This window comes from Nocardioides sp. Z43_10 (assembly GCF_059766615.1).
Window position 1 is genome coordinate 87,166 of sequence record NZ_JCBAJY010000001.1, and the last position, 10,552, is coordinate 97,717.

Genomic DNA, 10,552 nt, shown 5'->3' on the forward strand with positions numbered 1-10,552 from the left:
AGTGCATGAACACCTCCACACAACGGCGATTGTCGGCGGCGTTTGCGACACTGGCCCGATGTCATCCGCGACCCGTTCCACGCCGTCGAGGGCCGCCTCGCTGGTGGACCGGCTGATCGCCGCGCCGGGACGTGACGAACGACTCACCCACCTGGAGGTGCTCGCGCCGCGCACCGCCCGGCACGCCGCCTGGCCGCAGTGGGTCCCCGACGACGTGCGGGAGGCGTACGTCGCCCGCGGCGTGAGGGAGCCCTGGTTGCACCAGGTCGAGGCGGCCGAGTCCGCGCACGCCGGCGAGCACGTCGTGCTGGCCACCGGCACCGCCTCGGGCAAGTCGCTGGCCTACCAGCTGCCGGCGCTGGCCTCGATCCGCCGCGCTCGCGGCGAGCGCCGCCGGCGCGCGGCCACCACGCTGTACCTGGCCCCGACCAAGGCGCTGGCGCAGGACCAGCTCAGCGCGATCACCTCGCTCGGCCTCGACGTGCGGGTCTCCACCCACGACGGCGACTCCAGCCGGGAGATGCGCGACTGGACGCGCGACCACGCGGAGTACGTGCTGACCAACCCCGACATGCTGCACCGCTCGCTGCTGCCCGGGCACGCTCGGTGGGCCTCGTTCCTGGGGTCGCTGCAGTACGTCGTGGTCGACGAGTGCCACCACTACCGCGGGGTCTTCGGCGCCCACGTGGCCCAGGTGCTGCGCCGGCTGCGGCGGATCTGCGCCCTGTACGGCGCGTCCCCGACGTTCGTCCTGGCCTCGGCCACGGTGGCGGAGCCCGCGGTGTCGGCCCAGCGGCTCACCGGCCTGGACGTGCGGGCGGTGACCGACGACGCCTCGCCGCGCGGCCAGGTGGCGCTGGCGCTGTGGGAGCCGCCGTTCGTCAACCACGGCGGCGAGAACGGCGCGCCGGTGCGCCGCGCCGCCTCCACCGAGACCGCCCACCTGCTCGCGGACCTGGTCAGCGGCGGCGTCCGCACCCTGGCATTCGTGCGCTCGCGGCGCGGGGTGGAGCAGGTCGCGCTGACCACGGCCGAGCTGCTCGCCGAGGTGGACCCGTCCCTGCCCCGGCGGGTGGCCGCCTACCGCGGCGGCTACCTGCCCGAGGAGCGTCGGGCGCTGGAGGAGGCGCTGCGCAGCGGCGAGCTGCTCGGCCTCGCCGCGACCAACGCCCTGGAGCTGGGCATCGACATCAGCGGTCTGGACGCGGTGGTGATGGCGGGGTTCCCCGGCACCCGGGCGGCGCTGTGGCAGCAGGTCGGGCGGGCCGGGCGGGGGGCCCGGGACGCGCTGGCGATCCTGGTGGCGCGCGACGACCCGCTCGACACCTACCTGGTCACCCACCCCGAGGCCCTGGTCGGCCAGCCGGTCGAGGCCTCCGTCTTCGACCCGACCAACCACTACGTGCTCGCGCCCCACCTGTGCGCAGCCGCCGACGAGTCGCCGCTGACGCCGGCCGACCTCGAGCTCTTCGGCCCGACCGCGGCGGCGATCACCGACCAGCTGACCGAGCTGGGGCTGCTGCGTCGGCGCCCGCGGGGCTGGTTCTGGGCCGATCGCCGGCGGGCCAGCGACCTCGCCGACATCCGCTCCAGCGGCGGCTCGCCGGTCTCGCTCGTCGAGGCGGCCACCGGCCGGGTGGTGGGCACGGTCGACGCTGCCAGCGCCCACGCCACCGCGCACCAGGGAGCCGTCTACGTGCACCGCGGCGAGACCTGGCTGGTCACCTCCCTGGACCTCGACGAGCACGTCGCGGTCATCGAGCCCACGTTCGTCGACTACTCGACCACCGCACGCGAGCTCACCGACATCACCGTGGTCGCCGAGCGCGAGCACCGCCGCTGGGGCGACTGCCGGCTGGCGCTGGGCGAGGTGGACGTCTCCCACCAGGTCGTCGCGTTCCTGCGGCGGCGCCAGCCCGGTGGAGAGGTGCTCGGTGAGGAGCCGCTGGACCTCCCGGCGCGGACCCTGCGCACCAGCGCCGTGTGGTGGACCGTGCCGGCCCACGCGCTGGAGGAGGCGGGGCTGGCCGCCCAGGACCTGCCCGGAGCCGCGCACGCGGCCGAGCACTGCTCCATCGGCCTGCTGCCCCTGTTCGCCACCTGCGACCGCTGGGACATCGGCGGCGTCTCCACCGCGCTGCACCCCGACACCGGCCAGCTGACCGTCTTCGTCTACGACGGCCATCCCGGCGGCGCCGGCTTCGCCGAGCGGGGGTTCCGCGCCGCCCGGGACTGGCTGAGCGCCACCCGCGAGACGATCGCGGCCTGCCGCTGCGAGGACGGCTGCCCCTCCTGCATCCAGTCGCCCAAGTGCGGCAACCAGAACAACCCGCTCGACAAGCAGGGCGCCGTGCGCCTTCTCGACGTCCTCCTGGCGCAGTAGCCTCGGGAGATGGTCGCTCTCGGAATCCTCCTTATCGCGCTCGGTGCGCTCGCTGTGCTCGCGGCGGTCTTCATCAGCGAGGGCAGCGCCGAGCTGCTAGGCATCGACCTGAGCGCCCTGTCGATCTTCCTGGTCGGCGTCGCGGCGGGGGCCGCGATCCTGTGGGGGTTCGGGATCCTGAAGTACGGCACCAAGCGCGAGCTGGAGATCCGCCGCGAGGCACGCGTGGCCCGCCGGCAGACACGGGGACCCCGCCGGGCTCGCCCGGCCGCCGCGGCGCCAGCCGCGGAGGCGCCGGCCGGCGACCCCCCGGCCCAGCCGCCGCTCACCCAGCAGGACCCGCCCGCGCCCGGCCACTGAGGTCGCCGCTCTGGCCCAGCCAGCGGGGCCCGCGCACCCGCACGTCGACCCACACCTCGACGCCGTCGACGCGACACCCGGCGAGCCGCGCGCCGTTCGCCTCGGCCACCGTCGTCGCCCGCTCGCACCCGTCGCGGCCCCGCTGCACCGCGGACGCTCCGGCGAGCGCGGCCAGGTCCGCGGCCCCCTGAGCGGTGCGGTGCGCGGTGACGATCGCCGCCACCACGCCGAGCGCCGCGCCGAGGAGGAGCAGCACCGCCACCATCGCCACCGCGAAGAGGCTGGCGCCGCCCGCCTCGCCACCGCCGGCCCTGCCACTGCCCGCCCTGCCACCGCCGGCCCCTTCACCACCGCCGCGAGGCGCGGCGTACCGCCGCTCCGGCCGGCGCGGTCGACTCACGGCTGCTCCTCGGCGCTCGCCACCGCCTCGGCATGGACCCGCACCCCCGGCAGGAAGTCGAAGAGCCCACCGGGGCCGCGCACCCACCCCTCGGCCGTGGCCCGCACCAGCTCACCCTCGCGGGAGACCCGCACACGGGCCCCCTCGGGAGCGACCCGCTGCCCCAGCGCCACCGCCTCGGCGTCCGCGTCTCCTCGAGCGGCCACCCGGGCGGTCTCCCGCGCGGCGTCCACCACCCGGATCTGAGCGGCACCCACGGCCAGCAGCCAGGCCAGGCCTACGGTGACAGCGACGAGCAGGGGCAGCCCCATCGCGAGCTCGGCCGTCACCGCGCCGCGCTGGCTGCGTCGAAGGCTCACCCGATGCCCAGCAGGCCGAGCACGTGGTTGAACAGGCTCTTGAGCATCCGGTCGCCGAAGCCGCCGGTGAGCAGCTGGTAGAGCAGGCCGGCGAGCCCGGCCCCGGCCGCCGTCCCGACCGCGTACTCGGCCGTGGTGATCCCGTCCTCGGCCGCCGTCCGCCTCGAGCGGCCCCGGCTCGGTCCGCGGCCCGCCTCGGGTCCGCGCGGGTCCGGTGCTGCGTCTCGTCGCCTCATGGTTCCTCCACTCCGTCGGCCGCCCGATGCGACCTGCGAGGCCGACTCTTCGCCCTCCGGGCGCCGGTGGCACGGGGCCTGCGCCGCGCTGTGGAGAACCGCCCGCGCGCGGCGACCGGTGGACAGTTCCTGGGCCGACGACGCTCAGGGCGCGATGCCGCCGAGGAGCCCGGCGACCAGCGGCACGATGCCCAGCAGCAGGAAGGCCGGCAGCAGGCACAGTCCCAACGGCACCGCGGCCTTGACCCCGACCGCCCGGGCCCGGTCCTCGACCTCGGCGCGGGCCAGGGTGGCGAGGTCGTCGGCGAGCCGCTGAACCGCTCCCACCACCGGGGCACCGGTGGCGTGGGCGCGCGCCAGCGTGCGGCCCAGCGGGCCGAGCACGGCGTCGGCCGCCAGCCCCTCCCACACCGTCTCGGGGTCGAGCCCGACGTCGAGGCGGGCCCGAACCCCGCGCAGCCGGTCGGCCGCCGGGCCGGGCAGAGCGGCACAGACCACGCTGACGGCCTCGGCCGCGGGGGTGCCGACGGCGAGCGCGGCCGCAAACAGGTCGACCAGGCAGGCCAGGTCACGGCGCGCCGCCTCCCGCGCCCGCCGCTGGGCGGGTGGCTCCGCGCGGGCCAGCAGCAGCTGCACGCCACCGGCCACCAACACCCCCACCACCGGCCCCGCCGGTCCCCGCACGAAGGCGGCCGCCCCCAGGCCCGCCAGCAGTGCCCAGAGCCACCGCCGGCGCCGCTCGCCGTCCGCCTGCACCCCGGGCGGCGCCGCGGACTGCCACCCGGGCGCGGCGCCCGCCCGGACACCGCTCACCGGGCCACGCGGAAGGGCCAGCGCCACCGCGGCGGCCGCGGCGAGCGCGGCGAGCAGCGCCGTGGCCCTCACCCGACCCCCGACTCGACACCCTCGGCGATCGCCTCGATCCACCACAGGCCGGCGAAGCCGAACCCGAGCCCACCGGTGAGGCAGGCCAGGCCGAGCGGCTGGGTGATCAGGAACTGCCACGGGTTGCCGCCGGTGCCCGAGCCCATGGCCAGGGCGACCAGGGGCAGCCCCGCCAGCAGCCGCGCCGTGGCCCGCGCGGAGGCCAGCTCCGCCTCCACCACCCGGCGGGTCGTCTGTCCCGCCCGCAGCCCCCGCGCGACTCCGGTGAGGGTCCCGGCCAGCCCCTGGCCCGTGCGGTGCGCGACCTGCCAGGCCGCGGCCACGTGGCGCAGGTCCGCACAGCCCGGGGTGCGCGCCAGGGCCCGAAGCGCCTCCGGGACGTCCGATCCCAGGTGCTGGGCCCGCGCCACCGGACCGAGCGGCTCCCAGACCCCCGCCGCCCGGTCCAGCGCGGCCCCCGGAGGCCGACCCGCGGCGAGCTCGGCGGCGAGCAGCTCGCACGTCTCCAGGACCCGGCCGGCGGCTGCGGCAGCCGCCCGCCGTCGCCGCCTGCGGTGCAGCAGCGCGGCCGCGGCCGCGCCGACGAGGCCGGCCAGCACGGCCAGCAGCACCAGCCGCGCGGAGAGCGTGGTGAGCAGCAGGGCGAGCCCTCCGGCGACCGCGATCACCGCGCGTGGCCCCACCCGCGGTCCGGTGGCGACCGGCAGCACCTCGGCAGGCGGCGCCGCCAGCAGCAGCGCGACCAGGGTGGCACCGGCAGCGATCAGCACCGGCAGCGACGCGGCAGCCGTCAATGCGGCGGTCATCGGCGGCCCAGCCGCGCGGCGAGCAGGTCGGCCCCCTCCCCGGCGCTCGCCTGCTCGTCGCGGAACTCGACGGCCGACACCATCCTCACCAGCCCGTCCGCCTCGCGCACCGGCACCGCCACCTGGCTGAGCACCCGCCGACCGTCGGGACGGCGCGCCATGTGCAGCACCACGTCGACGGCGGAGGCGAACTGGCTGTGCGCCGCGGCCCGGGGCAGGCCGGCCGGCAGAGCCAGCGCCTCCACCCGGCTCGGCACGTCCACCGCCGAGTTGGCGTGCAGGGTCCCGCAACCGCCCTCGTGCCCGGTGTTGAGGGCCGCCAGCAGGTCGACGACCTCGGCACCGCGGACCTCGCCGACCACCAGCCGGTCGGGACGCATCCGCAGCGCCTGACGCACCAGGGTGCGCAGGTCGATCGCACCCGTCCCCTCGATGTTGGCCGGTCGGGCCTCCAGCCCGACCACGTGCGGGTGCGCCGGACGCAGCTCGCTGGCGTCCTCGACCAGCACCAGCCGCTCGTGCGGGGGCACCAGCGAGAGCAGGGCGGCCAGCAGGGTCGTCTTGCCCGACCCGGTCCCGCCGCTGACCAGGAACGCCAACCGCGCGTCGATCACCTCGCCCAGCAGCCGCGCCCCGGCCCGCGTCAGGGTGCCCGCCTCGAGCAGGTCGCTCATCGACAGCGCCTGGCGGCCCGGGACCCGCAGCGACAGCACCGTCCCCGGCCGCGCCACCGGCGCGAGCACGGCGTGGAAGCGGGTGCCGTCGGGCAGGCGCACGTCGACGTAGGGGGTGGCGTCGTCGAGGCGGCGACCGCCTGCGGCCGCGAGCCGCTGAGCCAACCGCCGCACCGCGGCATCGTCGGTGAACCGCACGGCGGTCGGCTCCAGCCCCGCGCCGCGGTCGAGGAGCACCTGGTCGGGGCCGTTGACCAGGACGTCGGTCACCCCCGACAGGCGCAGCAGCGGCTCGAGGGGGCCGGCCCCGACCACGTCACGGCGCAGCGTCTCGTGGACCGCGAGCACCGTGGCGTCGCCCACCGGCACCCCCGTCCCCCGCAGCGCCTCGGCCACCCGGTGCGGGGTCAGCTCGCCCGGCTCGCGCGCCAAGCGGTCGCGGACCGCCTCCAGCACTGCCGGGGGGAGAGACTCGCTCACGCCGCGGCACCGGAGTCTCGGACCTCGGCCGCCACCTGGTCCAGCACCCGCACGGCGGCGCGGCCCAGCGGGCCCCGGCGCGAGCGCACCGGCCCGAGACCCAGGTCGACGGCCTCGCCCAGACCCCGCTGGTCGGCCATCGCGGTGAGCACCGGCACCCCCACCGCCCGAGCCACCGCCTCCGGGACGACGGCGCCACCGCGGACCACCAGGCGCAGCACGGCCGGGTCCTCGAACCGGGCGCAGACCCGGGCCGCGGAGGCCACCGCGGGCACCGTGGCCACGCACACGACCAGCAGCCGGTCGCAGCGCGCGGCCAGCTCCTCGACGAGCGCGTCGCCGGTGCGCGGCAGGTCGAGCACCACGGTGTCGTGGCCGCGCTGAGCGGCCGAGAGCGCCTCCCGGACCGCGAACGCCTGCAAGGTGCCCGCGGGACCGGGCCCCCAGGACAGGGCGCCGACCCCGTCGCGCCGGGGCAGCGCCTCGCGCAGCGAGCGTGCGCTGAGCCGACCGGTCGTCTGCTGCAGAGCGTCCCACCGCACACCCGCGGAGTCCTCCAGGCCGAGGAGCCGGTCCACCCCCGGCCCCCACGGGTCGGCGTCGATGACCACCGACGCCGCCCCGTGCCCGGCCACCTGCCCCAGCGCGCACGCCAGGGTGGTCGCCCCCGCTCCACCGCTGCCGCCCAGCACACCGATGGTCAGTCCCCTGGCCCGGCCACCGCCGGCGTCGCCCAGGTCGGTCAGCGCCTCGACCACCCAGGCGTCCGAGCGCGGCAGCTCCGCGACGTTCTCCGCGCCGAGCGACAGGGCCTGGCGGAACAGGTCGTCGGCGACGGCGCCCCACGCCACCACATGCACCCCGTCGCGGCGTCCGGGCGCCGCCTGCGCCAGCTCGCCGGCCAGGTCGGCACCGACCAGGACCAGCGGGGCGGCAGCCCATCGGCGCAGCGCCGCCGGCGCGTCGCGCGCCACGTCGGGCGTCGTTCCGGCCGCCGCGGCCAGCCGCAGCAGCTCGTCGAGCAGGAGGTCGTCGGCGGTGATCAGCAGGGGCGCGGTCATGGCTGCGACGATGCCGAAGCCCGCCCCCATCGGCCCCCCGTGACGCCGCGCCTGTGGACGACAGCCGGAATTCCGACGCCTGTGGACGCCGGCTGGCCCGCTCGCTGCCGGGCGCCTCCTATGCTGACCCCATGGCGTACCGCCCGACAGCGGCCTTCTTCGACCTCGACAAGACGATCATCGCGAAGTCCAGCACCCTGGCCTTCAGCAAGCCGTTCCAGGCAGGTGGTCTGATCTCGCGGGGCGCCGTGCTGCGCTCGGCCTACGCGCAGTTCGTCTACCTGGTGGGTGGTGCCGACCACGACCAGATGGAGAAGATGCGCGCATTCATGTCCCAGCTGTGCGCCGGCTGGGACGTGGCCACCGTCCGCGAGGTCGTGGCCGACACGCTGCACAACATCGTCGACCCGATCGTCTACGACGAGGCCGTCTCGCTGATCGAGGAGCACCACCTGGCCGGTCGCGACGTGGTGATCGTCTCGGCGTCCGGGGCGGAGGTGGTCGAGCCGATCGGCGCCATGCTGGGGGCCGACCACGTGGTGGCGACCCGGATGGAGATCGAGGACGGCCGCTACACCGGCGAGATCGCGTTCTACGCCTACGCCGAGGAGAAGGCCCGCGCGATCCGCGACCTCGCCGAGCAGCGCGGCTACGACCTCGACGAGTGCTTCGCCTACTCCGACTCGATCACCGACGTGCACATGCTCGAGGCGGTCGGCCACCCGCACGCGGTCAACCCCGACAAGGAGCTGCGCAAGGTGGCGGCGGCCCGGGGCTGGCCGGTGCTGGTCTTCACCAAACCGGTCACCCTGCGCTCCCGGCTCACCACCCCCGCCAAGCCCACCCTCGCGGCCCTGGCGGTGGGCGGTCTGGTGGCGGTCGGCTCCGCGATCTACCTGAGCAGCCGCCGCCGGGCATCGTGAGGCCGCACGGGCGTGTCAAGCCTTGATAGTCCCCCCTGATCGGCGTAGAACGGAAGGCAGCACAACCGCACAAAGCGCACCCGAGTCCGGGCACCCACGCGGCGATCTCCCTTTGTTCAGGGCGCTGGCCACACGGGATATTCCCGGGGCAGCAATTAGATGATGCACGCCTGGTAACCCGAGGACTCGAGTGTCGGCGGCGGCACCTGAATCTACGCGAGGCGGGTGCCGCTCGCTGCGGAGTCAGCCCTCCTCGGTGCCCCGGCGCAGCGGGCTCGCCTCGGCCCCGGCGGCGTACGCCTCGGCGGTGTAGAGGAGCCAGGAGTGCACCCCGGCCGTCCCGCCCTGGCTGAAGCCGCGCAGGTTCGACTCGTACTGCGCGCGCAGGGCGAGGTGCCCGGCCTCGGGCACGACCAGCGACTTCTCGTCGACGCCGCGCGCCACCAGCACCAGCCGCTCGGTCGCCCGCGCCACGATGCCGTTGTGCGAGGCGAACGGCGCGCCGGTGGCGATGTCGGCGTGCACCACCGCCGCGATCAGCAGCGCGGGCGCCTGGGTCGGGGCCAGCAGCAGGTCCGCGACCCCACGCAGCCGCACCGCGCCCTCGGCGTCGCGGGGCCGCCCGAGGCGCTCGTGGGGCAGGCTGGCCGCGGCGGCCAGGGCGTGGATCCGGGCGAGCGCCTGCAGCGGGGCGGACTGCAGCAGCGGGGCCAGGCCGAGCAGCTCGGAGGAGAGGCGCAGCGAGTCCTGGGCGACCGCGTCGCCCTCCCCCGTGCGCACCTGGGCGAGGGTGGAGGCCGAGCCCTCGAGGACCGCGCTGGCGTGCGCCCCGCGCAGCAGGGACTCGGCCGTGGTCTCGGGGGTGGTGCGCCGCAGGCCCCGGTCGCGCAGCATCGCGTCGATGCCGTCGCGGGTCGCGGCGTACGCCGAGGCGACGCCCTCGAGCGAGGTGAGCCCGGCCAGCGGGTCGGCAGTCATGGGCCGAAGGCTAGTTGACCGAGGTCGACTCGCCGCGCGCCGCCCGTGCACGCGCCCGACACGGAGTAACCTGCGGAGGATGGACACGCACGGAGCCCCGACCAACCGGGGGCGCGATCACTTCCCCGAGGCGACGTCCTACCCCACCGCCCCGGCGCTGTGGCTGACCGACGACGACCCGGACACCACCGACGCGCCCCGGCGCCCCGGCGCGGCCCGCACCGTCGTCGCCCTCGGCCACCCGCTGGCCGCCGCCTCCCTGTGCACCACGCTCAGCGAGCTCGGCCACGACGTGCGCCACAGCGAGGAGGCGTCGTTCTCGCTGCCCGACTCCTCGGTCGACGTGGTGGTCGTGGTCCACCGGCTGCCGGCCGACCTGCGCGAGATCGCCCGGGTGCTCCGGCCGGGCGGTCGACTCTCCCTGGTCGTCAACCAGCGCGACCGCCGGATCCCCTGGGTGCGCAAGCTCGACCGGATCCTCGACCCCGAGCAGAGCGCCCCCGACGACGAGGCGCCCACCCGGGCGCTGGTCCGCTCCGGGCTGTTCGGCTTCGTGGAGGACACCACCTTCCGCTTCTGGGAGAGCGTCAACCGGACCCGGCTGACCGCGCTGCTGGCCGGCCTGCCCGAGATCTTCGACCTCACCGACGAGCAGACCCGCGCCGAGCGGATCGAGCGCGCCCTCGCCCTCTACGACGACTACGGCCGCGGCAACGACGGGATGCAGCTGCCCTGGCTGAGCCGCTGCTACCGGGCGACCGTGCTCGACGGCCCCACCAAGCCGACCTCCGCCGCCGAGTCCGCCGACGAGCCGGACCCGGTGCCCACGGACGGGACTCCGCACACCGGCGACGGCTCGGGCGACGCACGGGCCACGACGGGAAACCCCGAGCCGCGCGCCGGCCTCGGGGAGGCCTCCCATCCCGACGAGACCGGCGGCATCCGCGTCGTGGTGGAGTCCCAGGGCCAGGTCACCGACGTCCTGCTGATCGACTTCCGGTGACCCG

General features: G+C 76.4%; 12 protein-coding genes. 4 read left to right on the plus strand and 8 right to left on the minus strand.

Annotated features, from left to right (window positions below):
• Window positions 1-58 precede the first annotated feature (58 nt).
• Together AC6EI4_RS00445 and AC6EI4_RS00450 are read left to right on the plus strand one after the other, a co-directional pair.
• Window positions 59-2,383: a DEAD/DEAH box helicase gene (locus tag AC6EI4_RS00445; protein ID WP_498450246.1), complete on the plus strand. Its 2,325-nt coding sequence runs from the start codon at window positions 59-61 to the stop codon at window positions 2,381-2,383.
• Window positions 2,384-2,392: 9 nt separating this feature from the next.
• Entirely contained in the window at window positions 2,393-2,743 is a 351-nt protein-coding gene (locus AC6EI4_RS00450; protein ID WP_498450247.1) for a hypothetical protein, read from the plus strand.
• On the opposite strand, the gene AC6EI4_RS00455 is transcribed toward AC6EI4_RS00450, so the two are convergent.
• The 7 genes from AC6EI4_RS00455 to ssd form a co-directional block, all read right to left on the minus strand.
• Window positions 2,709-3,143 carry an Rv3654c family TadE-like protein gene (locus AC6EI4_RS00455; RefSeq protein ID WP_498450248.1) on the minus strand — a complete coding sequence of 145 codons (435 nt, stop codon included), beginning with the start codon at window positions 3,141-3,143 and terminating at the stop codon, window positions 2,709-2,711. The two genes, AC6EI4_RS00450 and AC6EI4_RS00455, sit on opposite strands and share 35 nt — an antisense overlap.
• On the minus strand, window positions 3,140-3,502 hold the full coding sequence (locus tag AC6EI4_RS00460) for a TadE family type IV pilus minor pilin (protein ID WP_498450249.1): 363 nt from the start codon (window positions 3,500-3,502) through the stop codon (window positions 3,140-3,142). Before AC6EI4_RS00460 ends, AC6EI4_RS00455 begins: the two co-directional genes overlap by 4 nt.
• Window positions 3,499-3,738 (minus strand): DUF4244 domain-containing protein, encoded by a 240-nt coding sequence (locus AC6EI4_RS00465; protein WP_498450250.1) that lies wholly within the window; start codon window positions 3,736-3,738, stop codon window positions 3,499-3,501. The genes AC6EI4_RS00460 and AC6EI4_RS00465 overlap by 4 nt, the downstream gene beginning before the upstream one ends.
• Window positions 3,739-3,882: 144 nt before the next feature.
• Window positions 3,883-4,623: a type II secretion system F family protein gene (locus AC6EI4_RS00470; protein WP_498450251.1), complete on the minus strand. Its 741-nt coding sequence runs from the start codon at window positions 4,621-4,623 to the stop codon at window positions 3,883-3,885.
• Complete coding sequence (locus AC6EI4_RS00475) at window positions 4,620-5,429, minus strand: type II secretion system F family protein (protein ID WP_498450252.1); 810 nt, start codon at window positions 5,427-5,429, stop codon at window positions 4,620-4,622. Before AC6EI4_RS00475 ends, AC6EI4_RS00470 begins: the two co-directional genes overlap by 4 nt.
• Window positions 5,426-6,583, minus strand: coding sequence for a TadA family conjugal transfer-associated ATPase (locus tag AC6EI4_RS00480; RefSeq protein ID WP_498450253.1), 1,158 nt, complete (start codon window positions 6,581-6,583; stop codon window positions 5,426-5,428). The genes AC6EI4_RS00475 and AC6EI4_RS00480 overlap by 4 nt, the downstream gene beginning before the upstream one ends.
• Window positions 6,580-7,644, minus strand: a complete 1,065-nt coding sequence (gene ssd / locus AC6EI4_RS00485) for a septum site-determining protein Ssd (RefSeq protein WP_498450254.1) — start codon at window positions 7,642-7,644, stop codon at window positions 6,580-6,582. Before ssd ends, AC6EI4_RS00480 begins: the two co-directional genes overlap by 4 nt.
• Before the next feature lie 131 nt (window positions 7,645-7,775).
• Between ssd and AC6EI4_RS00490 the strand changes: the two genes are divergently transcribed.
• Window positions 7,776-8,567: an HAD family hydrolase gene (locus AC6EI4_RS00490; RefSeq protein WP_498423589.1), complete on the plus strand. Its 792-nt coding sequence runs from the start codon at window positions 7,776-7,778 to the stop codon at window positions 8,565-8,567.
• Between the two features lie 243 nt (window positions 8,568-8,810).
• Here the strand turns inward: AC6EI4_RS00490 and AC6EI4_RS00495 are convergent, their stop codons facing one another.
• Complete coding sequence (locus AC6EI4_RS00495) at window positions 8,811-9,545, minus strand: Fic family protein (protein ID WP_498450255.1); 735 nt, start codon at window positions 9,543-9,545, stop codon at window positions 8,811-8,813.
• A gap of 79 nt (window positions 9,546-9,624) precedes the next feature.
• On the opposite strand from AC6EI4_RS00495, the gene AC6EI4_RS00500 reads away from it, so the two are divergent.
• Window positions 9,625-10,548 carry a class I SAM-dependent methyltransferase gene (locus AC6EI4_RS00500; RefSeq protein ID WP_498450256.1) on the plus strand — a complete coding sequence of 308 codons (924 nt, stop codon included), beginning with the start codon at window positions 9,625-9,627 and terminating at the stop codon, window positions 10,546-10,548.
• Window positions 10,549-10,552: the final 4 nt, after the last annotated feature.

Coding starts and splice junctions, on each gene's coding strand:
- AC6EI4_RS00445 (WP_498450246.1), top strand. CDS start 59: ATGTCATCCGCGACCCGTTCCACGCCGTCGAGGGCCGCCTCGCTGGTG.
- AC6EI4_RS00450 (WP_498450247.1), top strand. CDS start 2,393: ATGGTCGCTCTCGGAATCCTCCTTATCGCGCTCGGTGCGCTCGCTGTG.
- AC6EI4_RS00465 (WP_498450250.1), bottom strand. CDS start 3,738: ATGAGGCGACGAGACGCAGCACCGGACCCGCGCGGACCCGAGGCGGGC.
- AC6EI4_RS00475 (WP_498450252.1), bottom strand. CDS start 5,429: ATGACCGCCGCATTGACGGCTGCCGCGTCGCTGCCGGTGCTGATCGCT.
- ssd (WP_498450254.1), bottom strand. CDS start 7,644: ATGACCGCGCCCCTGCTGATCACCGCCGACGACCTCCTGCTCGACGAG.
- AC6EI4_RS00490 (WP_498423589.1), top strand. CDS start 7,776: ATGGCGTACCGCCCGACAGCGGCCTTCTTCGACCTCGACAAGACGATC.
- AC6EI4_RS00495 (WP_498450255.1), bottom strand. CDS start 9,545: ATGACTGCCGACCCGCTGGCCGGGCTCACCTCGCTCGAGGGCGTCGCC.
- AC6EI4_RS00500 (WP_498450256.1), top strand. CDS start 9,625: ATGGACACGCACGGAGCCCCGACCAACCGGGGGCGCGATCACTTCCCC.